This is a genomic window from Micromonospora sp. WMMD812 (assembly GCF_027497215.1).
In the GTDB taxonomy this organism is placed as follows: domain Bacteria; phylum Actinomycetota; class Actinomycetes; order Mycobacteriales; family Micromonosporaceae; genus Micromonospora.
In genome coordinates this window covers 3,629,340-3,652,762 of the sequence record NZ_CP114904.1, presented here as the reverse complement: position 1 = coordinate 3,652,762, position 23,423 = coordinate 3,629,340, and the positions used below count along the sequence as shown (strand labels likewise).

Here is a 23,423-nt window from a genome sequence, read left to right as displayed (position 1 = left end):
GTGACGACCGGCTCGGCGGGGCGACGTAACCCCGCGAGCGTGCCGTTGGTCGAGGAGGCAGGGCGCCGGCGAGCGGCGACCAGCGCCGCGGGATCGCGAGGAGCGTGCCGCTCGTGCTGCCGGAATACCATCGAGCGATGGCGAGATCCGACAACGGAAGCGCGCAGCCCGCCTACTGGGCCTGGCCGGTCGGCCTTCTGCTCGGCCTCGTCATCGGCTTGGCCGCGATAGGTGGGGCGGGCGGCGTCGCCTTCGGCATCGGCATCGGCATCGCCTTCGCGATCGCCTTCGGCGCGACCACCCGCAGGAACACTGAACGCGGCCCCGAGCAGGACCCGGGCAAGGACCAGGCCGGCGGTGGAATGCAGCGCGGTTCCGGCCAGGAGCCGGGCAACGACCAGGCCGGCGGTGGAATGCAGCGCGGTTCCGGCCAGGAGCCGGGCAACGACCAGGCCGGCGGTGGAATGCAGCGCGGCGGCGACGGGGGTACGGACTCCGACTCCGGGCCGCCCGCCTGATCCACTCGAGATCAGGGAAGTGGGGGTGTCCGAGCGTGCGGAAAGCCCGACTTCCTTGACGTCGAGTCGATCATGAGCGGGCCGAGGGGATCGAGGGCGCGGCCACGCCGGGGGCCGGGATCAGGACGGGGGGCATGCTGGGGATGACAGCCGCAGCGGTGCCGGAGCCGGCACGGGGGCCGGTACCGGAGGCCACCGGCGGCGGGTACGCCGTCGGGACGCCGCGCAGCGTGGCGGAGGCGGTGGCCGTACAGGAGGAGTTGCGGTCGCGGGTCGACCTGGTCGGGCCCGGTCCGGCCGCGCCCGCGACGGTGGCCGGGCTGGATGTGGCGTACGCCGAGAGCGGTGACCTCCTCGCAGCGGCCGTCACGGTGCTCGACGGCCGGACGCTGGACGTCGTCGACGAGGCGGTCAGCGTGGGTCGGCCCGCCTTCGGCTACGTGCCGGGGCTCTTCGCGTTCCGGGAGTTGCCGGCGCTGCGCGCCGCGCTCGACCGGCTGACGACCCGCCCGGACCTGCTGGTCTGCGACGGGCACGGGCTTGCTCATCCGCGCCGCTTCGGGCTCGCCTGTCACCTCGGCGTGGTCACCGGCCTGCCAGCGATCGGGGTGGGGAAGACCCCGCTGGTTGGCGACTGGACAGCGCCCGCGGCGCACCGCGGCGCCTGGTCGCCGTTGCGGGACGGGGGCGAGGTGGTGGGCCGGGTGCTGCGTACCCGGGACGGGGTGAAGCCGGTCTTCGTCAGCGTCGGCCACCGGATGAGCCTGGACAACGCCGCCGGGCAGGTGTTGGCACTGACTCCGCGTTATCGGCTGCCGGAGACCACCCGGACCGCCGACCGGCTCTGCCGGAACGCCCTCGCCGCGGCTGGCCAGGGCACCTGAGCGGCCGGCCGGGCCACGCAGGCGGGGCCAAGCCACCCACCTGAGCTGCCGGGACAGGCGCCTGGTGGTCGGCCCCAGGGCTGCGGCGGGCGGGTCGGGGAGCGTAACGCGGCGCACATCCGGGGCGCTCTATGACCGGTGCGTCGGATGGGGCGGTAGTAGCCTACCGGCGGACCCCATCCGGGGAGAGACGGCGAGGTGATCATGGCGGTACGTCGGCACACGGCACGGCTCGCGACGGTCTGCGCGGTGCTGGGCGGCCTGGTCATGGTCGGCGCGTCGCCCGCGCTGGCCGACGACGACTCGGTGCGGGTGCGTTCCGCCAGCAGCTTCACCGCCGGCGGCTCGGCCCAGGGAGTGACCGTCGAGGTGCGCAAGCGCAGCGAGGGTTGTGTGCTGCTGCGTACGGCGCTCGGGCTGCGCCTCGCCGGTCTCGGTGCGGACCAGGTGACGGTGCACGTCAGCTACGGCGGCCGGTGGTTCCCCGTGCCGGTGGGCGGCGGCTCCGGCCAGGTGGCCACCTCGCAGACCTCGCCGGCCAAGCCCAACCTCTGCAAGGGCAAGGGCATCACGGTCCGGTACCGGGTCGCCTTCGCGGCCGGGGCGCCGGACGGCCGGCTCAGCGTGACCGGCGAGGCGACCGACGCGATGGGCCGTGCGCTCGGCCGGGCCGCCGACTCGTCCCGGGTGGTCGGTGGCCGCGCCTCCGCCTCCCCGACCCCGTCGAAGAAGCCCTCGCCCACCCCGACCCCGGTGGCCACCGAGGCGGCCACCGACGGTGACTCGACCCCGGCGGCGCTCGCCGAGCCGAGCGGCGGCGGGGGCGGGAACAGCGCCGCCGAGGAGTCCTCCGGGCTGTCGCCGGTGATGTTCATCGGCCTCGCGCTGGTGGTCGCCGGGGCGTTGCTGATCGTGCTGCTGGTCCGCCGGTTCCGGGAGGACAAGGCGTCGACCGACGAGCCGGGGGCGCTGGGCGACCCGGGTGGCAACACGTACCGCTCCGCGGGAGGAGCGTCGGGCGGACCCGGCTGGCCCGGGCAGGTGTACGGCCAGCCGCCGGCGGCGGGTGGGACGTACGGGGCGCCGCGGCCGGCCGGCGGTGTCTACGGCGCCCGTCCGGACGCCGCGCCGGATCCGACCCGGCCGCTGCCCGGGCAGTGGAGCGAGCCCACCCAGCTCGGGCCGACGCTGTCCGGCCCCACCGCGCCCGGCCCGTCCGCCGGTCCGGGCGCGCCGCCGTCGGCCCCCGGGCAGCCGGATGTCCCGCCGGCTCCCTCCGGCGGAGGCGACCACACCGTCTACATGCCCCGGCTCTGAGGCTGGGGCAGGCGGGACCGGAACCCTCCGATACGCTCAGGGTGCGTGACGACCTGCAGCCAAGGAGTGGAATCGGTGTCTGATCTGTCCCAGATCGTGAAGGCGTACGACGTCCGAGGGACGGTGCCGGACCAGTGGGACGAGCGGGCGGCCGAGGCCCTCGGCGCCGCGTTCACCCAGCTGCTGAACGCCACCGACGAGCCGGGCGACGCCGTGGTCATCGGCTATGACATGCGGCCCACCTCGCCGGGGCTGGCCGCCGCGTTCGCCGCCGGTGTCCGCGCCGAGGGGCGCTCGGTCATCGAGATCGGGCTCGCCTCCACCGACATGCTCTACTTCGCCTCCGGTTCGCTCGACCTGCCCGGGGCGATGTTCACCGCGAGTCACAACCCGGCGCAGTACAACGGCATCAAGATGTGCCGGGCGGGGGCCCGGCCGATCGGGCAGGACAGCGGGCTCGCCGAGATCCGCGACCGGGCTCAGGCGCTGCTGGACAAGGGCGAGTCGCATCCGGCCGGCGCGCCGAGCCGGCCCGTCGAGCAGCGGGAGATGCTGGCGGACTACGCGGCGTACCTGCGCAAGCTGGTCGACCTCGCGGACATCCGTCCGCTTCGGGTGGTGGTCGACGCCGGCAACGGGATGGCCGGCTACACGGTGCCGACGGTGCTGGGTGACGCCACGCTGTCGCCGCTGCCGCTGGAGATCGTGCCGCTCTACTTCGAACTGGACGGCAGCTTCCCCAACCACGAGGCCAACCCGCTGGACCCGGCCAACCTGGTCGACCTTCAGCGGGCGGTGGTCGCGCACGGCGCCGAGATCGGGCTGGCCTTCGACGGCGACGCCGACCGCTGCTTCGTGGTGGACGAGCGGGGCGAGCCGGTCTCGCCTTCGGCGATCACCGCGCTGGTCGCCGCCCGCGAGTTGGCCAAGCATCCCGGTTCGACGGTCATCCACGGCATCATCACCTCCCACGCCGTTCCGGAGATCATCCGGGAGCACGGCGGGGAGCCGATGGTGGCGCGGGTGGGGCACTCCTTCATCAAGGCGGAGATGGCCCGTACCAACGCCATCTTCGGCGGCGAGCACTCCGCGCACTACTACTTCCGTGACTTCTGGTTCGCCGACACCGGCATGCTGGCGGCGATGCACACACTGGCCGCGCTCGGTGAGCAGTCGCAGCCGCTGTCGGTGCTGGCGGCCGAGTACGAGCGCTACGTCGCCTCCGGCGAGATCAATTCGACGGTGGCCGACCAGGGCGCGACGATGCGCGAGGTGCGGGCCGCGTATCCGGACGCCGAGGTGGACGAGCTGGACGGGCTCACCCTGCTCTTCTCGGACGGCGCCTGGTTCAACCTGCGCGCGTCCAACACCGAGCCGCTGCTGCGGCTCAACGTCGAGGCGCCCACCCGCGCGCGGATGATCGCGCTTCGCGACGAGGTGCTCGACCGCGTTCGCCGATAAGATCGCCTGCGCCGCCGGCACCGCCGGCGGCTGACGCCGCACACGTGGAAGGAGCCGCGCCGTGGCCCTGGACCCGCAGTTGCTCGAGATACTGGCCTGTCCGGACACGCACCACGCACCGCTCGACTACGACGCGCAGGCGCAGACGCTGACCTGCACCGAGTGCGGCCGGATCTTCGAGGTCCGCGACGACGTGCCGGTGCTGCTGCTGGACGAGGCGCGCGGCGGCCCGGGGCAGCAGCCGTGATCGACGGTACGGCCGGGGTCAGCGGTTACCGGAACGCCGACGAGGCCCTGCTCGACGACCCGGACGCGCTCGCCGAGCGCGACCCGGGCGGCATGCTGCGGCACACCGCCTCCGCGGGGGCGCAGGTGCGCGAGTCGGCCGCGCTGGCCGCCGAGGCGAACCTGTCCGCGCTCGCCGACGACGGCCGGCCGCGGGCCGTGGTGATCGCCGGCATCGGCACCGCCGGCCGCACCGGTGACGTGCTCGCCACGGTCGCCGGCCCGCGCTGCCCGGTGCCGGTGATCGCCCACCGCAGCGCCGGTGTACCGGGCTGGGTGGGCGCCGCCGACGTGGTCATCGCGGTGAGCGCCTCCGGTCGCAGTCCGGAGGCGTTGGGCGCCGCCGAGGCGGCGCACCGCCGCGGCGCCCGGCTGGTCGCGGTCGGCGCGCCCGACTCGCAGCTCCAGTCCGTCGCCGAGCGGGCCCGGGCGCCGTTCATCCCGGTGCCCCGCCGCGCCCCGGCCCGAGCCAGTCTCTGGGCGCTCACCGTGCCGGTGCTGCTCGCCGCCCGTTCGCTCGGGCTGGTGAAGGTGAACGAGGCGGACCTCGCCGAGACCGCGGCGCGGCTCGACGCGGACGCCGACCGGAGCCGGCCGACCGCGGAGTCGTTCGTCAACCCGGCAAAGTCGTTGGCCCTGGGGCTGGCCGGCTCGATCCCGATCGTCTGGGGCTCGTCCCCGCTGGCCACCGTCGCGGCCCGCCGTTTCGGCGACACCCTCTCGGCCAACGCCCGCTACCCGGTGGTGACCGGAGCGCTGGGTGAGGCCGGGCGGGGCCGGGTGGGGCTGCTCGACGGCGTCTTCGGCGGCCTGGTCGAGGGGGAGCGGGACATCTTCGCCGACCCCGACGAGGACGCGGGCGACGCGACGCGGCTGCGGTTGGTGCTGCTGCGCGACGGCGGCCTGAACCCCGAGGACGACGCCGACGAGCCGCTCGCCGTCGAGGAGCGTCGCGCCGACGCCGTGCAGACGCTGGCCGAGCGCCGCGGGGTGCGCTGCGACGTGGTGACCGCCGAGGGCGGCTCGGCGCTGGAGCGGCTGGCCTCGCTGGTCGCGGTCCCGGACTTCGCCTCGATCTACCTCGCACTGGCCCACGGGCTGGACCCGATGGCGGTGCCCGCCATCACCGAGATGAAGGAGCTGTCGAACCAGTGAACGGACGTAGCCGGCGGCGCGCGGCGCTCGGACGAGGCCGCGTCCCGCGGCGGAGCGGAGCCGGGGCGTGAGCGCCGAAGGCGGGACCAAGGCGATCGTCGCCGCTCTGCTGGCGAACATCGGCATCGCCGTCACGAAGTTCCTCGCGTTCGCGCTGACGGGCTCCTCGTCGATGCTGGCCGAGTCGATCCACTCGGTCGCCGACTCCGGCAACCAGGGACTGCTGCTGCTGGGTGGCAAGCGGGCCAAGCGGGAGGCCACCCCGCAGCACCCGTTCGGCTACGGCCGGGAGCGCTACATCTACGCGTTCATCGTCTCCATCGTGCTGTTCAGCGTCGGTGGCCTGTTCGCGCTCTACGAGGCTTACCACAAGTGGCACGACCCGCACGGCATTGACAACTACCAGTGGGTTCCGGTGACCGTGCTGGTGATCGCGATCATCCTGGAGTCGTTCTCCTTCCGGACGGCCATCAAGGAGTCCAACCACGTCCGCGGCAACCAGTCCTGGGTGAAGTTCATCCGGCGGGCCAAGGCCCCGGAGCTGCCGGTGGTGCTGTTGGAGGACTTCGGCGCGCTGCTCGGCCTGATCTTCGCCCTCTTCGGCGTCGGGATGACGCTCGCCACCGGCAACGGTGAGTGGGACGCCCTGGGCACCGCGATGATCGGCGTCCTGCTGGTGACCATCGCGGTCGTGCTGGCCATCGAGACGAAGAGCCTGCTGCTCGGCGAGGGCGCGGAGTCGCACGACCTGGCCGCCATCGAACGGGCCGTGACCGACGGCCCGGAGGTGGAGCGGATCATCCACATGAAGACGCTCTACCTCGGGCCGGAGGAACTGATGGTGGCCGCGAAGGTCGCCGTGGCACCGTGCGACAGCGCCGAGGAGTTGGCGCGCGGCATCAACGTCGTCGAGGCGCGGATCCGCTCGGCGGTGCCGATCGCCCGGGTCATCTACCTCGAGCCGGACATCTACAGCGCCGCCGCCGAGCAGGCGGGCACCGGCGCCGCGTCACACACCGCCGTGGCGGAGCCGGAGGACGAGGCGTCCGGGCGGCCTGGGAGCTGATACGTGGAACTGCTGTACGGGCCGATTCGGGACTACGCCTGGGGGTCCCGCTCGGCGATCGCGACGCTGCAGGGGCGCCCGGTGCCGAGCGACGGCCCGGAGGCCGAGCTGTGGCTCGGCGCGCATCCGGGGGCGCCGGCGGCGGTCGAGCGCGACGGTACGCGGGTGAGCCTGGCCGACGTGCTGGCCGCCGACCCCGAGCACTGGCTCAGCACGCCGGTGGTCAACCGGTTCGGCACCCGGCTCCCGTTCCTGCTCAAGGTGCTCGCCGCCGACGCGGCGCTGAGCCTGCAGGCCCACCCGGACGCGAAGCAGGCCCGGGCGGGGCACGCCGCGGACCTGGCGCGTCCGGAGGGGCAGCGCAACTACGTCGACCCCTACCACAAGCCGGAGTTGCTGGTCGCGCTGTCGCCGTTCGAAGCGCTCTGCGGATTCCGTGACCCGATGGAGTCGGCGGCCGCGATCGCCGCGTTCGGCGTACCGGCGTTGGAGCCGGTCGTCGCCGCGTTGCGGAGCGGGGTTCCGGGTCTGCGCAGCGCCGTACGCACGCTGCTGACCTGGCCGGGGGACGATCGGGCCGGGCTGGTGGCCGCGGTGGTGGCGGCCCCGGTCGACGGGCCGGACGCCGCCCTCGCCCGCGCCCTGGCGGCCGACTATCCGGCCGACCCGGGCGTGCTGGTCGCGCTGCTGCTGCACCACGTGCGGCTGGCGCCCGGTGAGGCGATCTGGATGCCCGCGGGCAACCTGCACGCCTACCTGCGGGGCTGTGGCGTGGAGATCATGGCGGCGAGCGACAACGTGCTGCGGGGCGGTCTGACGCCGAAGCGGGTGGACGTCGACGAGTTGCTGCGGGTGCTGCGCTTCGAGGTGCTGGACGAGCCGGTGTGCGCGGCCCGCCCGGTGGGTCCCGGGGTGGACTCCTGGCCGGTGCCGGTGGAGGACTTCGCGCTGTACCGGGTCACCGTGGGCGGCGACGTGCCGGCGGTGGACCTCCCGGTGACCGGGCCCCGGGTGGTGCTCTGCGTGAGCGGCTCGGTCACCGTGGACGACGGCACCGGCGCGCTGACCCTCGGTTCCGGTCAGGCGGCCGTGGGCGGTGCGGCCGCCGGGTCGGTGCGAATCGGCGGGTCGGGTGAGGCGTACGTCGCCTCCAGCGGCCTGCGGTGAGCCGGCGGCGGCCCGACGGCCAGGGCGCAAGTCCGACTTTCCCGGAATAGCTTGACGCGCCGCTCGCGCAGTGTGACTCTATGGGTACGCAGCGTTATCGCGACGACGGTCCGAGAGCGCGCGGGGAACCAAACCGGGGGGATGCACGGGGCGGCCGAGTGGTGAGCGGAGAGTCCGTTCACTGTCGACCGCCCCGTGCGCTGTCCGCCTCCGGGCCCCGCCCCGACGGCCGGTTGGCGCCGCGTCGACGGCCGGCAGGCGCCGCATCGACGGCCGGCCGGGCGCCGCCGCCGGGCGCGCGTAAGGTGGAGGGTCGCGCAGCACATCGTCCGACAGGAGCTTTCATGACCAGCACCCTCCCGGCGTCCAGCGGCACGCCGTCCGAGGCCCGGCCGAGCACCGTCGCCGAGGGCGACTTCAAGGTGGCGGATCTGGCGCTCGCCGAGTTCGGGCGCAAGGAAATCCAGCTCGCCGAGCACGAGATGCCCGGCCTGATGGCTCTCCGCCGTGAGTTCGCCGACGCCCAGCCGCTGGCGGGGGCCCGGATCACCGGCTCGCTGCACATGACCATCCAGACGGCCGTCCTGATCGAGACCCTGACCGCGCTCGGCGCGCACGTCCGGTGGGCGTCCTGCAACATCTTCTCCACCCAGGACCACGCCGCCGCGGCGATCGTGGTCGGCCCGCACGGCACGCCCGACGCGCCGTCCGGCGTGCCGGTGTACGCCTGGAAGGGCGAGACGCTCGAGGAGTACTGGTGGTGCACCGAGCAGGTGCTGACCTGGCCGGACGGCCAGGGCCCCAACATGATCCTCGACGACGGCGGTGACGCCACCCTGCTGGTGCACAAGGGCGCCGAGTTCGAGAAGGCCGGCGTCGTGCCGCCGGTCGAGTCCGCCGACTCCGAGGAGTACGCGGTCATCCTCGGCCTGCTGCACCGCTCGCTCGCCGAGGACGGGCAGCTCTGGACCCGGGTCGCCGGCGGCATCAAGGGGGTCACCGAGGAGACCACCACCGGTGTGCACCGGCTCTACGAGATGCAGCGCGAGGGCAGCCTGCTCTTCCCCGCGATCAACGTGAACGACTCGGTGACGAAGAGCAAGTTCGACAACAAGTACGGCTGCCGCCACTCGCTCATCGACGGCATCAACCGGGCCACCGACGTCCTCATCGGCGGCAAGATGGCCGTGGTCATGGGCTACGGCGACGTGGGCAAGGGCTGCGCCGAGTCGCTGCGCGGGCAGGGCGCCCGGGTGGTGGTGACCGAGGTGGACCCGATCTGCGCGCTGCAGGCGGCGATGGACGGCTACCAGGTGGCCACCCTGGACGACGTGGTCGAGCAGGCGGACATCTTCGTCACGGCGACCGGCTGCTTCAGCGTCATCACCCACGAGCACATGGCCCGGATGAAGCACCAGGCCATCGTCGGCAACATCGGCCACTTCGACAACGAGATCGACATGGCCGGGCTGGCCAAGCGCTCGGACGTCGAGCGGGTGAACATCAAGCCGCAGGTCGACCTCTGGCGCTTCGAGGACGGCCACGCGATCATCGTGCTCTCCGAGGGGCGCCTGCTGAACCTCGGCAACGCGACCGGGCACCCGAGCTTCGTCATGTCGAACTCGTTCTCGAACCAGACGATCGCCCAGATCGAGCTGTTCACCAAGACGGACGAGTACCCGATTGGCGTCTACGTGCTCCCCAAGCACCTGGACGAGAAGGTCGCCCGGCTGCACCTGGACGCCCTCGGCGCCAAGCTGACCACGCTCCGCAAGGAGCAGGCCGCCTACCTCGGCGTGCCGGTGGAGGGCCCGTTCAAGCCCGAGCACTACCGCTACTGATCCATCCGACGACCCGGGCCGGCCGCACACCGCGGCCGGCCCGGTGTCGTCAGCGGGGAGGGTGGTCGCGGCGGCGGTTGGGGCGGATCCAGGTCCAGACGCACCAGGCGAGCCAGGCGAGCGACACCGCCGTCGCCAGCGCCCGCAGGCGCAGCGCGCTCAACAGGACAACCACGGCCAGCACCGCCAGCCAGGGCCCGAAACCTCTCACGGCCGCCACCGCCCTTGAACGAGCCGCCGGACCAGGGCCGGGGCGATCAACGCGTACGCGCAGTAGGTGATCCAGAGCAGCCCGAGCAGCCCGGCGAGCAGGTCCAGCCCGGCCAGGGCGGGCAGCGCCATCATGGCCACCGCCACCAGCCAGGTGCGTAGCATGCCCCATCGGCGCAGCGGTCGCAGCGGCAGCAGCAGCGGGTGGACGTGCAGTCGCGCCTCCCAGGCCGCGTCAGCCGCTCCGACGTCATCAGGGGAGTGCGACACGGCCTGCCCGAAGGAGCGGTACGCCGCCCCCATCCGGCCGCGCTGGGCGGCGGCCAGGCCGTGCATCGCGAGCGCCGCCGGGTCGTCCGGCCAGGCGCCGAGGAAGTCCCGGGCGATGCGCTCCGCGGCCCGGTGCCGGCCCTGGACGTACGCGACCTGGAAGCGGGACGCGAAGACGGCCGGTGACCGCGGGGCCAGCGCGGCGGCCCGCGCGACGAGCCGTGCCGCCTTGTCGGTCTGGCCCACCGCCGTGCAGAGGTCGGCGTACTGGCAGAGCAGCCCCGGGTTCGTCGGCTCGACGGCCAGCGCCTCGATCAGCACCCGCTCCGCCGGCGCGTACTCGCCGTGGCGGCGCAGCGCGAGGGCGAGCCGGGCAGACAGTTCCGCGTCCGGCCCGGCCTCGGCCAACCCCTGCCGCGCGGCGGTCGCCACCTCGTCCCAGCGGTCCAGGCCGGTGAGCGCGGCGGCCCGCAGCCGGAAGGCGGTCACGCCGAGGGCCACGTCGGCCGGCAGCCGGGCGAGTTCGTCCAGGGCCGCCTCGGCCCGGTTCACCTCGAGCAGGTGCGCGGCCCGGGCGAGTGCCACATCCGCCCCGCTCACCCGCGCACGACCAGGCGGATCAGCAGGCCGTCGACGAGGCCGAGCAGCAGGATCGCGGCGAGGCCGGGCAGCAGCAGTGCGGCCGGCTCGCCGCCGCGCCACTCGTACGCCCGGTAGCGCGTCTTCTGGGTGACCGAGACGGCCACCCAGGCCAGCGCCCCGGCGAGCGACCCGATCAGCCGGGCCGGCCCGAAGGTGGCCTCGGGCAGCAGGGTCGCGGTGACCGCCACCCGGGCGGCCAGCGCGGCGAGGCCGGCGCCGAGCACGGTCAGGGTGGCCCGCCGGGACAGGCCGAGCCGGCCGGCGTTGAGCAGCGCGAGGACGGTGACCGCGGTCGGGCCGCCGAGGATCGCCGGCACCAGCAGCGACTGTGGACGCCACGGCTTTCGTTTCAGCTGATAGTCGGCGGGCGCGATGGTGGGGGTGAGCAGATCGTCGGGCACCGTCGTCCTGTCTGCGGTAGGGACGTGCCGGATCCTGCCACAGCCGTCCGCCGGCCACGGTCCGCCATCTGGGGCGTGCGCCCGGGCCGTCCGCCGCCCCTCCGCGCCGCGCCCCGTCGGCTGGGCGACGTGCGGGAACGCGACGGTGTGCTGTTGCCCTGAACAACTTGACGGGGCCTCCCATCAGGAGGAAGGTATGGCTGCCCTAACTAAGCTGAGGCGTGCCTAACCACCCGGAGCTCGGATGTTCGCCACCTACCTGATCGGCCTGCGCGAGGGTCTGGAAGCGACTCTCGTGGTCAGCATCCTCGTCGCCTTCCTGGTCAAGTCGCAGCGCCGGGACCGGCTGCCCCAGGTCTGGGCCGGCGTCGGCTTGGCGGTGGCGCTGTCGGTGCTCTTCGGCTGGCTGATCGAGTACACCTCCACCACGCTGCTGGCCCGTTCGGAGGATCGCGAACTGTTCGAGGCGGTGACCTCCGTCGCGGCGGTGGTCTTCGTCACCTGGATGATCTTCTGGATGCGGCGGGCGGCCCGGACCATCGCCGGCGAGCTGCGCGGCAAGCTCAGCGAGGCGCTGGCGGTCGGGTCCCTCGCCGTGGCCGGGATGGCCTTCCTGGCGGTGATCCGCGAAGGGCTGGAGACCGCGCTCATCTTCTACTCGGCCGCCCAGGGCGCGGCGGGCGACACCGGCCCGCTGCTCGCGCTGATCGGCGGCATCGTCACCGCCGTGGTGATCGGCGTGCTGCTCTACGCGAGCGCCCTCCGGATCAACTTGACCCGCTTCTTCACCTGGACCGGCGCGCTGCTGATCCTGGTCGCCGCCGGCATCCTCAAGTACGGCGTGCACGACTTCCAGGAGGCCGGCGTCCTGCCCGGTCTGAACGACCTGGCCTTCGACATCACCAGCGTGCTCGACCCCAGCACCTGGTACGCGGCGCTGCTGACCGGGATGTTCAACATCACCGCCGCGCCGACGGTGCTCGAGACGATCGCCTGGGTGGCGTACGCCGTGCCGGTCCTCGTGCTCTTCCTGCTTCCCGCCCGCCGCGCCGCGGCGCCCACCCCCACGAAGGCCGCGCCCGAGGCCGGCCGGACCGACGCCGACACCGAGGCGGCCTCCACGCCGCAGCGTGCCTGACCCACGAGGAGAACAGCTCAGATGCGTACGACCCGTTACCTGGCGCTGGCCGCCGCCGGTGTGCTGGCCGCGGCCGGCGTCGCCGGGTGCTCCGACTCCGGGGCGAAGGACGCGGCGGCCGGCGGCCCGATCACGGTCAAGGCCAGCGACACCGCCTGCGACGTCGGTGACACCGACCTGGACGCCGGGACGGCCACCTTCAAGGTCACCAACTCCGGGGCGAAGGTGACCGAGTTCTACGTCTACGCCAGCGGTGACCGGGTGATGGGCGAGGTGGAGAACATCGCCCCCGGGCTGAGCCGCGAGCTGCGCGTCGAGCTGCCCGCCGGGACGTACGAGACGGCCTGCAAGCCGGGCATGAGCGGCAAGGGCATCCGGGGCGCGCTGAAGGTCAGCGGGTCGGCCGCGCCGCTCACCGACGACGCCGCGCTCGCCGGCGCGACCGACAACTACCAGCGCTACGTGAAGAGCCAGACGACGGCCCTGCTGGAGAAGACCGAGGAGTTCGTGACCGCGGTCAAGGCTGGGGACGTGGCGAAGGCCAAGGCGCTCTTCCCGGTCGCCCGGACCTACTGGGAGCGCATCGAGCCGGTCGCGGAGATCTTCGGCGACCTCGACCCCAAGATCGACGGCCGCGAGGAGGTCATCGAGGAGGGGATGGAGTTCACCGGCTTCCACCGCATCGAGAAGGACCTGTGGACCACCGGCGACGTCAGCAAGGACGGCCCGATCGCCGACCGGCTGCTGGCGGACGTCAAGGAGATCGTGGCGAAGGCCAACGCCGAGAAGCTCTCCCCGCTCCAGCTCGCCAACGGTGCCAAGGAACTGCTCGACGAGGTGGCCAGCGGCAAGATCACCGGCGAGGAGGACCGCTACTCGCACACCGACCTCTGGGACTTCAACGCCAACCTCGAGGGCTCCAAGGCCGCCGTCGCCGCACTCCGCCCCGCGCTGGAGCAGCGCTCGCCGGACCTGGTGAAGCAGCTCGACACCGAGTTCGCCAACGTCGAGACGCTGCTCGGCAAGCACCGGGACGGTGACGGCTGGAAGCTGCACACCGCGTTGAGCAAGCCCGAACTCAAGGAGCTGTCCGACGGGATCAACGCGCTCGCCGAGCCGATCAGCAAGGTCGCCGCGGTCGTCGCGAAGTGACCGGGGGCGGGGGGAGTCGATGAACGGGAACAGGTTGTCCCGGCGGCGGGCGATCACCATCGCCGGCGCCGGGGTGGCCGGTGCGGCCGGTGCGGCGGCCGGCGTCGGTGCGCTGATCCGCGGCACCGGTGAGCAGGCCGCGGCGAGCGACCACGCCGCCGGCGCGGTGCCGTTCCACGGCGAGCATCAGGCTGGCATCGTCACCCCGGCGCAGGACCGGCTGCACTTCGTCGCGTTCGACGTGATCACCAAGGACCGGGCCCGGCTCGTCGAGCTGCTCCAGGAGTGGACGGCCGCCGCCGCCCGGATGACCGCAGGTCGCGACGCCGGCATCCTCGGTGCGGTCGGCGGCCTACCGGAGGCCCCGCCGGACGACACCGGCGAGGCGCTCGGCCTTCCCCCGTCGCAGCTCACCCTGACCATCGGCTTCGGCCCGACCCTCTTCCGGGACGCCGACGGCCGGGACCGGTTCGGCCTCGCCGACCGGCGTCCGGCCGCCCTGGCGGACCTGCCCCGGTTCCCCGGCGACGCGCTGCAGCCGCAGCTCTGCGGCGGCGACCTCTGCGTCCAGGCGTGCGCCAACGACCCGCAGGTCGCGGTGCACGCGATCCGCAACCTGGCCCGCCTCGGCATGGGCGTGGTGAGCGTGCGCTGGTCCCAGCTCGGGTTCGGCCGGACCTCGTCCACCTCGCGCGGCCAGGCCACCCCGCGCAACCTGTTCGGCTTCAAGGACGGCACCGCCAACCTGAAGGCCGAGGACGCCGACCTGCTGCGCGACCAGCTGTGGGTGCAGCCGGGCGACGGGCCGGACTGGCTGACCGGCGGGTCGTACCTGGTAACCCGCAAGATCCGGATGTTGGTCGAGACCTGGGACCGGACCTCGCTCGCCGAGCAGGAGGAGATCGTCGGCCGGGTCAAGGGCAGCGGCGCGCCGCTCGGGCAGGGCGACGAGTTCGACGAGCCGGACTTCGCGGCCAAGGGCGACGACGGCGAACCGCGCATCCCCGAGCACGCGCACGTCACCCTCGCCCACCCCAGCCGCAACAACGGCGCGCACCTGCTGCGCCGCGGTTACAACTTCGTGGACGGTTCGGACGGGCTGGGTCGACTGGACGCTGGGCTGTTCTTCATCGCCTACCAGCGCGACCCGCGCAAGCAGTTCGTGCCGATCCAGACCCAGCTGGCCCGGCACGACGTGATGAACGAGTACCTGCGGCACGTCTCCAGCGGCATCTTCGCCTGCCCACCCGGCGTGCGGGACGGCGGCGACCACTGGGGACGCGCGCTCTTCGGGTGACCCCGCCCAGCGCCCCGGGGACGCTGTCGACCTGCCCCAGATCCGGGGCTCCGCCGCGAAGGCCCGCACTCCCCGCCCGTCCGCCGGCTGGTCGCCGGCGGCCGGACGGTCAGGCGCCGGGCCGCTCGCCGGTCGCGGTGGCCGGGCGTACCACCTGCGGACTCGCGGGGGTCGATGGCGCGGGTGCGGTCGCGGGGCGTACCACCGATGGGTTGGCTGGTGTCGACGGCGCGGGTGTGGCCGCCGGGCGGAGTATCGGCGGGCCGGGCTGGGCGGGGGGCGCGGGCGGCACGGGTGGTCTGGCCGCGAACGCGGGGGTGGCCTCCGGCGCGGCCGGACGGATGGGCTCGGCCGGCGGGACCGGCATCAGCTCCGGCCACAGCGCGGCGGCTACCGACCGGCCGCGCCGCATCCGGTGCATCGCCCGGCGGTGCCGCTCGCCGAGGACCGCGGCCAGGTAGACCGTCTCCGGCGCGGCCAACGGCGGGGGCGGGGTGGTCAGCGCGGCCACCTCGGCCCAGAGGCCACGAGCCAGCCGCGTCCGGGCCGGCTCGGCGAGCTGGTGCACCCGGGCCAGGTACTGCCGCGCGGCGAGCGCCAGGCCGTCGTCGAGCCGGCTCAGGTCCAGGGTGTACGCCCAGGCGACCAGCGGCGGCACCGCGGTCGCCACCGGCCGCCACACGGCGGCGGTGCGGGTGTGCACGACCAGGGTGCCGGCGACCAGGTCACCGAGCCGCCGCCCGCGCCGGTCGGTCAGCATGACCGTCACCCCGGCCACCCAGCTCAGCAGGGGCAGCACGAGGCCCGGCCACTCGACGGCGACGCCGACCAGGGCCCGGGTCAGCGACTGCCGCAGCCCGACCGGGCCGCCGTCGGCGCTGACCACGCGCAGCCCGACCGCCGCCTTGCCCGGCGTACGCCCGTTGTTGAACCGCTCGAAGAGCACCGGATAGCCGACCAGGACCAGGACCAGCGAGATCGTGCCGACCGCGCCGCTGAGCGCCGCGTCGACCAGTTCGATCGGCAGGGCCGAGAACAGGATCGCGACCAGGATCGACAGCACCAGCGCGAACCCCAGTTGGGCCAGGACGTCCAGCAGCAGCGCGAGCACCCGGGAGCCGAGCCGGGCGACCCGGATGTCCAGCTCCACGGCTTCGCCGCTGACCAGCCCGGCGTCGCCCCACGCCGGCGTGCGGGCGGCCGGGCGGGTGGCGGTCGACGACGGCGGGTGCGCGCTCACCCCGACAGTGAACACTATGATCGCCGGGACGGGGGTGGGGAGTGGATCTCGACGCGTACGTCGCGGAGCACGGGGGCCAGTGGCGGCGGCTCGAAGAGCTGTGCAAGCGCCGCCGGCTCGACGCCGCCGAGGTCGACGAGTTGGTGGCGCTCTACCAGCGGGCCGCCACCCAGCTCTCCGCGCTGCGCAGCCGGTCACCCGACCCCGCGCTGGTCAGCCAGCTCTCGCACCTGGTGCTGCGGGCCCGCGCCCGGCTCACCGGCCGACCCCGCCCGTCCTGGGCGGTCGTCACCCGCTTCCTGCTGGCCGGCTTCCCCGGTGCGGTCTACCGGGCCTGGCCGTGGTGGTGCGGGGTCGCGACCGGGTTCAGCCTGCTCAGCTTCTTCCTGATCTGGTTCGTCGCCAACAACCCGGACAGCGCCGCCGCGTTCATCGGCGAGGACGCGGCGGCCGACTTGGTCGACTCCGGCTTCGCCGGCTACTACACCGAGTTCTCCGCGCCGACCTTCGCCTTCCACCTCTGGACCCACAACGCCTGGATCGCCGCGCAGTGCCTGGCCTCCGGGGTGCTGATCGTGCCGGTGTTCTACCTGCTGTGGCAGAACGCGCTCAACATCGGCGTGGTCGGCGGGGTGATGGTCTCGTACGGTCGGGCGGACGTCTTCTTCGGCCTGATCACCCCGCACGGCCTGCTGGAGCTGACCGGCGTGTTCGTGGCCGCCGGGGTGGGCCTGCGGACGGGCTGGGCGTGGATCGCGCCGCCGGCCGACCTGACGCGGGGCCAGGCGGTGGCCCGGGCCGGGCGCTCCGCGATCCTGGTCGCCCTCGGCCTGGTCGGGGTCTTCGCGGTCTCCGCGTTGGTCGAGGCGTTCATCACCCCGGCCCCCGTGCCGGTCGCGCTCCGCGTGGGCCTCGGCGCCGCCGTCTGGCTGGCCTTCCTGGCGTACGTCGTCGTCCTCGGCCACCGCGCCACCCACTCCCAGCCCGCCGACGCCCCGACCCAGTCCGTTGATCATGAAGTTGTTGCCGCGACACGCCGTGACGGCGCGCAATAACTTCATGATCGACCGACGTTGTCGGGTGGTGGGGTCAGAGCTGGCCCAGGGACTTCAGGCGTAGGTAGGTGTCGGCGAGGGTGGTGGCCAGGGCGCCGGCGGGGGCGTCGACCACGGTGACGCCGTAGCGGGCCAGGGCGGCGCGCACCCGGTCCCGTTCGCCCAGGGCCCGCCAGCCGGCCGCCGCCGCGTACGCGTCCTCGGGCCGGGCCGGGGTGCCGGTGGTCAACTCCGCGAGCACCGGGTCGTGGATCGCCGCGATCAGCACCTTGTGCCGGGCGGCCAGGCGGGGCAGCACCGGCAGCAGGCCCTCGCCCAGCGCGCCCGCCTCCAGCGCGGTGAAGAGGACCACCAGGCTGCGCTGGCGTTGCCGGCGCAGCACCTCGCCGGCGATCAGCTCGAAGTCGGTCTCGACGAGCGCGGGCTGGAGCGGGGCGAGCGCATGCACCAGCCGGGGGAGCAGCGCCGGCCGGCCGGTGCCGGTGACCGTGGCGCGGATCGCGGTGTCGGCGGCGAGCAGGTCCACCCGGTCGCCGGCCCGGGCGGCGAGTGCGGTGAGCAGCAGCGCCGCGTCGATCGCGGTGTCCAGCCGCGGCTCGTCGCCGACCCGGACCGCCGAGGTGCGGCCGGTGTCGAGCACGCACACCAGCCGCCGGTCCCGCTCCGGCCGCCAGGTGCGTACCAGCACGTCGGCCTGCCGGGCGCTGGCCCGCCAGTCGATCGACCGGACGTCGTCGCCGACCACGTACTCGCGCAGCGTGTCGAACTCGGTGCCCTGGCCGCGGCCCCGGCTGACCTGGGTGCCGTCGATGACCCGCAGCCGGGCGAGCTTCTCCGGCAGGTGTCGGCGGGAGTCGAAGCGGGGCAGTACCCGCAGCGTCCACGGCGGGGTGGCGGGCCGCCCGGCGCGTTGGCGGTACGCGAGCCGCAGCGGGCCGAGCGAGCGTACGGTGAGCGCGGCTGCCGGCCGGTCGCCGCGTCGGGTTGGGGTCAGCCGGCTGGGCAGTAGCACCGTGTCACCGGGAGCCACCGTGACCAACCGCCGCGGTGGGGTGTGCGGGACCGCGCCGGCCGAGGGCACCCAGGCGTCGCGCACCTGGGCGCGCAGTGTACGCCCGGAGGGGTTGCCGAGCCGGAGCGCGACGGTCGCGGTGCCACCGAGCCGCACCACCCGGTCGCCCTCGCGTTCGACGGTGAGCGCCGCCGGCGGGGCCGCCAGCAGCCGGTCCACCGCCACGAGGAGCAGCACCGCGCCGGTCATCACCAGCACGCCGGCGAACGGCGACGGCCAGAGCGGCAGGGTCAGCGCCCCGGCCGCCAGCAGCAGCGCCGCCCGCCAGGTCATCGCGGCGTCGGCACGGTGGCGAGCACCGTGTCCAGCACCGCGTCGACACCGACGCCCTCCAGCTCCACCTCGGGCCGCAGCCGCAGGCGGTGCCGCAGGGTCGGGCGGGCCACCGCCTTCACGTCGTCCGGGATGACGTGGTCGCGGCCGGCCAGCCAGGCCCACGCCTTGGCGGTGTTCAGCAGCGCGGTCGCGCCGCGTGGCGAGGCGCCCAGCTCCAGCGCGGGGGTGCCGCGGGTGGCCCGGCACAGGTCGACGAGGTAGCCGAGGAGTGGCTCGGCCACGTGCACCCCGCCGACGGCGGCGCGGGCGGCGGCGAGGTCCGCCGCGGTGGCCACCGGGCGTACGCCGGCGGCGGCCAGGTCGCGCGGGTCGAAGCCGGCGTGGTGCGCGCGGAGCACGCCCAGCTCCTCCTCGCGGGTCGGCAGCGGCACGGTGAGCTTGAGCAGGAACCGGTCCAGCTGGGCCTCGGGCAGCGGGTAGGTGCCCTCGTACTCGATCGGGTTCTGGGTGGCGGCCACGATGAACGGGTCGGGCAGCGGACGCCGGGCGCCCTCGACCGACACCTGCCGCTCCTCCATCACCTCGAGCAACGCCGACTGCGTCTTCGGCGGCGTCCGGTTGATCTCGTCGGCGAGCAGCAGGTTGGTGAAGACCGGCCCTTCGCGGAACGTGAACGCCGCGGTGTGCGGGTCGAAGATCAGCGAGCCGGTGACGTCGCCGGGCATCAGGTCCGGGGTGAACTGCACCCGCTTGGAGTCCAGATCCAGCGCGGTGGCCACGGTGCGGATCAGCAGCGTCTTGGCCACCCCCGGTACGCCCTCCAGCAGCACGTGCCCCCGACAGAGCAGGGCGATCACCAGCCCGGTGACCACCGAGTCCTGGCCGACGACCGCCTTGCCGACCTCGGCCCGCAGCCGGTGCAGGGCGGCGCGGGCGTCGTCGGGGCCGGTGGTCGGCAGCTCGGCGGTTCCGGTGGGTCGGGTCACCGGGGTCCTCCTTCGGTCGGGTCGGTTCGGGGCGCGGCGGCGGGGTGCGGCGCGTCGGGCGGGACGCCGGCGACGGTACGGGTGACCCGGTCCAGTGCCTGGGCCAGGTCCAGCAGTTCCTGGTCGGTGGCCGGGTCGTCGCCGAACAGCACGTCCTCGGTCCAGCCCGGGTCGTCGCCGGTGCGGGCGGCCACGGCCGTGGCCACCCCGTCGGGTGGGGTGTCGGCCGGCAGGTTCAGCCGGGGCAGCAGGCGGGCCAGGGCGGCGGCCCGCAGGGTCCGGGCGGCCGGTCCGCGGGCGCCGGCCCGGCGGTAGAGCCGGGCTCGCCCGAGCACCGTCTCGGCGGAGCGTACGGTCACCGGCAGTGGTTCCGGGGCCGGTGGTCCGAGCCGGCGGGCCCGCCAGAGCGCGGCCAGCAGCAGGGCCAGCGCGAGCTGCGCCAGCAGCGCCCAGAACCAGAGCGGGAACGCGTTCCAGAGCGGGTTCGGCGGGTCCTGGTCGGGTGGGCCGTCGGCCGATCCCTGGTCTCCGTCGCCCTGCCCGGACGAGTTGTCGGATCCGTTTCCCGACCCGCCGGGCTGTCCGTCGCCACGCCCCGGGCGGCCGCCGTTGCCGGGGCCGTTGTCGCCCTGGGAGCCGTCCGGTGCCGACGAGCCGGCCGGGCCGCTGCTGCCCGCGAACGGCGGGGGTGGGGCGGGACCGTCCAGGTCGAGCCAGATCACCCGGCCGCGTGCGCCGAGGACGGCGGTGGCCAGCGCCTGGTTGTCCTGTTCGCCGATCCGGTTGTTGCGGAAGGGGTCGTCGGCCCCGGCGACCACCGTCTCGGCCGACCCGGGAACCCGGGCCAGCCCGGCGGCGAAGCACAGGTCGGCGGTGGCGGTGCCGTCGGAGGCGTACCGCTGGCGCTCCGCGGCGGCCTGGCGCACCGGTCCCAACTCGGCGAGCGGGCAGGGTCGACCGGCGGTCTCCGGGCCGGTCACCCTGGTGGTCCACCGCCGGTCCGTGCGGGTCAGCGGCACGTCGGCGCCGGCCAGTACGCGCCGGGACGGGTCCACCAGCACCAGGCGGGTGCCGCCGGGCAGGGTGGCCAGGCCACCCAGGGTGTCCGGATGCAGCAGGTCGGGAGCCGGCACGAAGAGGGTGGCCGACCCGGCGCGGGTGGCCCGCAGCGCGGCGAGGGTGTCGGTCTCGCGCTGGACGTTGACACCGCGCTGGCGCAGGGCCTCGGCGAGCCGGCTGCCGCCGTGCTCGCCGGTCTCCACGGGGGAGAGGTAGCCCCGGTCGCCGGGGTCGGGCCGGTCCAGCGCCCGGGTGACCAGGCTGGTGACGACCAGCGCGGCGACCAGCCCGAACGGGATCGCCACCCGGTGCCAGCGGCGGCGTTGCCGGGCCGGCGGAGCGGCCGCGGGGCGTGTCCGGCCCGGTGCGCCGGCCGGTGCGCCGGCGGTCTGGGGTGCGGCGGTCACGGTCGATCCTCCCGCGCGGCGGCCTGCTCGGGAACGGTGTGCGGGGCGGCCGGCGGCACCGCGGGCGGGGAGGTGGCCGGCGGCCCGGCGGGCACCGCCGGGGGCGGTGCGACGGCGGGGAGCGCGGTGGGGCGCGGCAACGTGGTGCCCGGCGGGCCGGTGAGCACCCGGTGCAGGTCGGCGGCGAGGTCCCGCATGCGGCGGTCGTGCTCGGCCGAGGCGGGGCGCTGCGCGTACCAGAGGTCGGCGAAGATCGCGCCGGCGGCGGCCACGGGTGGGCCGGTGGGTGGCCGGTTCCGGGCCGCGGCCGACACGACCTCGATCACGGTGAGCCCGGGCTGGAGGGAAACCACCTGCCGGGCGACCAGCTCGGCGATCATGTCGCGCAGCCGCTCCCGTACCGCCTCCGCGTAGCGGCCCTCTGCGGCGAGCCGGTCGGCGAGCGACAGGTGGGCGGGGGCGGGCCCGGTCGGGACGTCCTGCGGCGCGGGCGGCGCCGGTTCGGCGGCCGGCGTGGCCTTCCGGTCGGGCCGGGGGCAGCGCCGGAGTCGGGGCAACCGCAGCCTCGGCAGCCGGAAGCGGGGCAGCCGGAGGCGGAGTCGGGGTAGCCGGAGGCGCGGAAGCCGGAGGCGGGGCAGCCGGCGCGGCACCCAGGCCGGGAAGGTGTGCCAGGCCAGCGCGGCCAGCGCCGCCGCGACGAGCAACAGGAGCAGGACCGCCGGCAGCGGGACGCGGTCGCCGAGCGTCGCGGTGGTCTCCGTCCACCAGCGGCTGAAGCTCATCGGTCCGCCGCCAGCAGGACCGGCTCCGGCGTGCCGGCCGGGGCGCGGGAGAGCAGGATGTCCAGACCCTCGGTGCGCATCCGGGTCTCCAGGTGCAGCACCGCGTCGAGGCAGGCCAGCGCCGGGTAGGCGATCGTGTTCACCCCGGCCCAGACCAGCAGGCCGGCCGGTACGGACTGGGGGCTGTCGATGAGGTCCAGCTCGGCCAACCCGAAGAGGGCGCCGACCGCCAGGCCGACCCGGAGGATCCACCAGCCGACGTAGCCGAGGATCCGGACAAGGCCCGCCCGGGCCCCGCCTCGCGTGGCCAGGGCGACGGCACGGGGTAGCGCGCGCAGCACCGGGACCCGGTCGACGGCGAGTGCCGGCACGACCGCGCCGAGCAGGGCGAAGCCGACGAACCAGGCCGGTCCGCAGAGCGCGGCGGTGAGCATCAGGGCACCGACCACCAGCGCGAGCGGGACCGTGGCGCCCCACCGGGCACCGGCGGGGCGGAGCAGTTCACGGGCGCCGGCCCGCCGGCCGAGCAGGGCGGCCGCGGCGGCGCGGGAGGCCGGGTTGCCGAGCAGCGCGATGATCAGCCCTTCGGCCGCGGCGCCGACGGCCAGCAGCAGCCAGTACGCGGAGAACTGACCGGTGGCGAACCACCAGATCGGCGGCTCGCTGCCGGCCGCCAGGCGCAACGGCAGCAACAGGAGTTGCTCGGCCGCGGCGAGCAGGGCGGCGAGTGGCACCAGCACGCGGGCCTGTTCACGCAGCAGCAGGACCGCCGAGTCCAGCAGCTCGCCCACGGTGAGCGGGCGGCGCGGGAGCACGGCGATCGGGCCGGCGTCGGGCACGCGTACTCCTGGGGGAAACGAGCGACGGTGGCGCGCGGCGGCGCACGCAGGGATCATGGTGACACGCGCAGCCCGATCCGGTGGACCGCAGGTCCGTGCCGCGCGCGGTCGCTCGGCGGCGCGGGTTCACTGTGGCAAGCTTGCCCGCGGCGGTACCGTTCCGGCCGAACGCCGATCCCACAGATGTGAATGGGGATGGAAAATTAATCCCATGAGAGCCCGGGTACTGGTGGTCGACGACGACCCCGCGCTCGCCGAGATGCTCGGCATCGTGCTGCGCAGCGAAGGTTTCCTCCCGTCCTTCGTTGCCGACGGGGAACGGGCACTCGCCGCGTTCCGCGACAACCGGCCCGACATCGTCCTGCTCGACCTGATGCTGCCCGGAATGAGCGGTATCGACGTGGCACGGGCGATCCGGGGCGAATCGGGCGTCCCGATCGTGATGCTGACGGCCAAGAGCGACACCGTCGACGTGGTGCTGGGGCTGGAGTCCGGGGCCGACGACTACGTCGTCAAGCCGTTCAAGCCGAAGGAGTTGGTCGCCCGGATGCGGGCCCGGCTGCGGCGGGGCGAGGACGTGGCGCCGGAGATGCTGACCATCGGTCCGCCCGGCAACCAGATCAGCATCGACGTGCCGGCGCACACGGTCAGTCGCGACGGCGACGAGGTGAAGCTGACGCCGCTGGAGTTCGATCTGCTGGTCGCGCTCGCCCGCAAGCCGCGTCAGGTCTTCACCCGGGAGGTGCTGCTGGAGCAGGTCTGGGGCTACCGGCACGCCGCCGACACCCGGCTGGTCAACGTGCACGTGCAGCGGCTCCGGGCCAAGATCGAGCCAGATCCGGAGCGGCCGGAAATCATCCTCACAGTGCGGGGCGTGGGCTACAAGGCGGGTACCGGATAGCC

Annotated in this window: 23 protein-coding genes; 14 read left to right on the top strand and 9 right to left on the bottom strand. The window is 74.5% G+C overall.

All coding sequences use genetic code 11. The annotated features are described in order from the left end of the window. Positions 1 to 137: 137 nt before the first annotated feature. The 9 genes from O7603_RS16700 (at position 138) to ahcY (ending at position 9,694) form a co-directional block, all read left to right on the top strand. Positions 138 to 518 (top strand): hypothetical protein, encoded by a 381-nt coding sequence (locus O7603_RS16700; RefSeq protein WP_281570731.1) that lies wholly within the window; start codon positions 138 to 140, stop codon positions 516 to 518. A gap of 134 nt (positions 519 to 652) precedes the next feature. Continuing rightward, positions 653 to 1,402 (top strand): deoxyribonuclease V, encoded by a 750-nt coding sequence (gene nfi, locus O7603_RS16695; protein ID WP_281570730.1) that lies wholly within the window; start codon positions 653 to 655, stop codon positions 1,400 to 1,402. 204 nt (positions 1,403 to 1,606) lie between these two features. Then, positions 1,607 to 2,719: a hypothetical protein gene (locus O7603_RS16690; RefSeq protein WP_281570729.1), complete on the top strand. Its 1,113-nt coding sequence runs from the start codon at positions 1,607 to 1,609 to the stop codon at positions 2,717 to 2,719. Positions 2,720 to 2,794: 75 nt separating this feature from the next. Then, a complete protein-coding gene (locus O7603_RS16685; RefSeq protein WP_281570728.1) occupies positions 2,795 to 4,180 on the top strand; it encodes a phosphomannomutase/phosphoglucomutase in 1,386 nt (461 codons plus the stop codon). Positions 4,181 to 4,241: 61 nt separating this feature from the next. Next, positions 4,242 to 4,427, top strand: a complete 186-nt coding sequence (locus tag O7603_RS16680; RefSeq protein ID WP_281570727.1) for a Trm112 family protein — start codon at positions 4,242 to 4,244, stop codon at positions 4,425 to 4,427. Continuing rightward, positions 4,424 to 5,620, top strand: a complete 1,197-nt coding sequence (locus tag O7603_RS16675; protein ID WP_281570726.1) for an SIS domain-containing protein — start codon at positions 4,424 to 4,426, stop codon at positions 5,618 to 5,620. The genes O7603_RS16680 and O7603_RS16675 overlap by 4 nt, the downstream gene beginning before the upstream one ends. 67 nt (positions 5,621 to 5,687) lie before the next feature. Continuing rightward, positions 5,688 to 6,686 (top strand): cation diffusion facilitator family transporter, encoded by a 999-nt coding sequence (locus O7603_RS16670; protein ID WP_281570725.1) that lies wholly within the window; start codon positions 5,688 to 5,690, stop codon positions 6,684 to 6,686. A gap of 3 nt (positions 6,687 to 6,689) precedes the next feature. Then, positions 6,690 to 7,853 carry a mannose-6-phosphate isomerase, class I gene (manA, locus tag O7603_RS16665; RefSeq protein ID WP_281570724.1) on the top strand — a complete coding sequence of 388 codons (1,164 nt, stop codon included), beginning with the start codon at positions 6,690 to 6,692 and terminating at the stop codon, positions 7,851 to 7,853. Between the two features lie 344 nt (positions 7,854 to 8,197). Next, positions 8,198 to 9,694 (top strand): adenosylhomocysteinase, encoded by a 1,497-nt coding sequence (gene ahcY / locus O7603_RS16660; protein WP_281570723.1) that lies wholly within the window; start codon positions 8,198 to 8,200, stop codon positions 9,692 to 9,694. Positions 9,695 to 9,743: 49 nt separating this feature from the next. Here the strand turns inward: ahcY and O7603_RS16655 are convergent, their stop codons facing one another. From O7603_RS16655 to O7603_RS16645, 3 genes are read right to left on the bottom strand one after another with little or no spacing between them, the layout of a single operon-like run. Further along, entirely contained in the window at positions 9,744 to 9,905 is a 162-nt protein-coding gene (locus tag O7603_RS16655) for a hypothetical protein (RefSeq protein ID WP_281570722.1), read from the bottom strand. Further along, positions 9,902 to 10,774: a tetratricopeptide repeat protein gene (locus tag O7603_RS16650; protein WP_281570721.1), complete on the bottom strand. Its 873-nt coding sequence runs from the start codon at positions 10,772 to 10,774 to the stop codon at positions 9,902 to 9,904. Before O7603_RS16650 ends, O7603_RS16655 begins: the two co-directional genes overlap by 4 nt. Next, positions 10,771 to 11,217, bottom strand: a complete 447-nt coding sequence (locus tag O7603_RS16645) for a hypothetical protein (protein ID WP_281570720.1) — start codon at positions 11,215 to 11,217, stop codon at positions 10,771 to 10,773. The genes O7603_RS16650 and O7603_RS16645 overlap by 4 nt, the downstream gene beginning before the upstream one ends. A 244-nt stretch (positions 11,218 to 11,461) precedes the next feature. Between O7603_RS16645 and efeU the strand changes: the two genes are divergently transcribed. Genes efeU through efeB form a run of 3 tightly spaced genes read left to right on the top strand, consistent with a single transcriptional unit; the run spans position 11,462 to position 14,804 of the window. Continuing rightward, entirely contained in the window at positions 11,462 to 12,355 is an 894-nt protein-coding gene (gene efeU / locus O7603_RS16640) for an iron uptake transporter permease EfeU (RefSeq protein ID WP_281570719.1), read from the top strand. A 21-nt stretch (positions 12,356 to 12,376) separates the two neighbouring features. Continuing rightward, the gene (gene efeO / locus O7603_RS16635; protein WP_281570718.1) at positions 12,377 to 13,507 is read left to right on the top strand and encodes an iron uptake system protein EfeO; all 1,131 of its coding nucleotides are present in this window, start codon (positions 12,377 to 12,379) and stop codon (positions 13,505 to 13,507) included. Between the two features lie 19 nt (positions 13,508 to 13,526). Further along, a complete protein-coding gene (gene efeB, locus O7603_RS16630; RefSeq protein ID WP_281570717.1) occupies positions 13,527 to 14,804 on the top strand; it encodes an iron uptake transporter deferrochelatase/peroxidase subunit in 1,278 nt (425 codons plus the stop codon). Between the two features lie 109 nt (positions 14,805 to 14,913). On the opposite strand, the gene O7603_RS16625 is transcribed toward efeB, so the two are convergent. Continuing rightward, complete coding sequence (locus O7603_RS16625; RefSeq protein WP_281570716.1) at positions 14,914 to 16,044, bottom strand: RDD family protein; 1,131 nt, start codon at positions 16,042 to 16,044, stop codon at positions 14,914 to 14,916. A gap of 41 nt (positions 16,045 to 16,085) precedes the next feature. Between O7603_RS16625 and O7603_RS16620 the strand changes: the two genes are divergently transcribed. Further along, the gene (locus O7603_RS16620; protein ID WP_281570715.1) at positions 16,086 to 17,099 is read left to right on the top strand and encodes a stage II sporulation protein M; all 1,014 of its coding nucleotides are present in this window, start codon (positions 16,086 to 16,088) and stop codon (positions 17,097 to 17,099) included. Between the two features lie 34 nt (positions 17,100 to 17,133). Here the strand turns inward: O7603_RS16620 and O7603_RS16615 are convergent, their stop codons facing one another. Genes O7603_RS16615 through O7603_RS16595 form a run of 5 tightly spaced genes read right to left on the bottom strand, consistent with a single transcriptional unit; the run spans position 17,134 to position 22,520 of the window. Then, complete coding sequence (locus O7603_RS16615) at positions 17,134 to 18,444, bottom strand: DUF58 domain-containing protein (protein WP_281570714.1); 1,311 nt, start codon at positions 18,442 to 18,444, stop codon at positions 17,134 to 17,136. Then, the gene (locus O7603_RS16610) at positions 18,441 to 19,433 is read right to left on the bottom strand and encodes a MoxR family ATPase (RefSeq protein WP_281570713.1); all 993 of its coding nucleotides are present in this window, start codon (positions 19,431 to 19,433) and stop codon (positions 18,441 to 18,443) included. Before O7603_RS16610 ends, O7603_RS16615 begins: the two co-directional genes overlap by 4 nt. Next, a complete protein-coding gene (locus O7603_RS16605) occupies positions 19,430 to 20,899 on the bottom strand; it encodes a DUF4350 domain-containing protein (RefSeq protein ID WP_281570712.1) in 1,470 nt (489 codons plus the stop codon). The genes O7603_RS16610 and O7603_RS16605 overlap by 4 nt, the downstream gene beginning before the upstream one ends. After that, positions 20,896 to 21,681, bottom strand: a complete 786-nt coding sequence (locus O7603_RS16600) for a DUF4129 domain-containing protein (protein WP_281570711.1) — start codon at positions 21,679 to 21,681, stop codon at positions 20,896 to 20,898. Before O7603_RS16600 ends, O7603_RS16605 begins: the two co-directional genes overlap by 4 nt. Next, positions 21,678 to 22,520, bottom strand: a complete 843-nt coding sequence (locus tag O7603_RS16595) for a hypothetical protein (protein WP_281570710.1) — start codon at positions 22,518 to 22,520, stop codon at positions 21,678 to 21,680. Before O7603_RS16595 ends, O7603_RS16600 begins: the two co-directional genes overlap by 4 nt. 211 nt (positions 22,521 to 22,731) lie before the next feature. Between O7603_RS16595 and mtrA the strand changes: the two genes are divergently transcribed. Beyond that, on the top strand, positions 22,732 to 23,421 hold the full coding sequence (gene mtrA / locus O7603_RS16590; protein WP_281570709.1) for an MtrAB system response regulator MtrA: 690 nt from the start codon (positions 22,732 to 22,734) through the stop codon (positions 23,419 to 23,421). Positions 23,422 to 23,423: the final 2 nt, after the last annotated feature.

What these genes read in the sequence shown, in the direction of transcription:
- O7603_RS16700 (WP_281570731.1), top strand. Translation starts at nt 138, where the DNA reads ATGGCGAGATCCGACAACGGAAGCGCGCAGCCCGCCTACTGGGCCTGG.
- nfi (WP_281570730.1), top strand. Translation starts at nt 653, where the DNA reads ATGCTGGGGATGACAGCCGCAGCGGTGCCGGAGCCGGCACGGGGGCCG.
- O7603_RS16690 (WP_281570729.1), top strand. Translation starts at nt 1,607, where the DNA reads ATGGCGGTACGTCGGCACACGGCACGGCTCGCGACGGTCTGCGCGGTG.
- ahcY (WP_281570723.1), top strand. Translation starts at nt 8,198, where the DNA reads ATGACCAGCACCCTCCCGGCGTCCAGCGGCACGCCGTCCGAGGCCCGG.
- efeU (WP_281570719.1), top strand. Translation starts at nt 11,462, where the DNA reads ATGTTCGCCACCTACCTGATCGGCCTGCGCGAGGGTCTGGAAGCGACT.
- efeO (WP_281570718.1), top strand. Translation starts at nt 12,377, where the DNA reads ATGCGTACGACCCGTTACCTGGCGCTGGCCGCCGCCGGTGTGCTGGCC.
- efeB (WP_281570717.1), top strand. Translation starts at nt 13,527, where the DNA reads ATGAACGGGAACAGGTTGTCCCGGCGGCGGGCGATCACCATCGCCGGC.
- O7603_RS16615 (WP_281570714.1), bottom strand. Translation starts at nt 18,444, where the DNA reads ATGACCTGGCGGGCGGCGCTGCTGCTGGCGGCCGGGGCGCTGACCCTG.
- O7603_RS16600 (WP_281570711.1), bottom strand. Translation starts at nt 21,681, where the DNA reads ATGAGCTTCAGCCGCTGGTGGACGGAGACCACCGCGACGCTCGGCGAC.
- mtrA (WP_281570709.1), top strand. Translation starts at nt 22,732, where the DNA reads ATGAGAGCCCGGGTACTGGTGGTCGACGACGACCCCGCGCTCGCCGAG.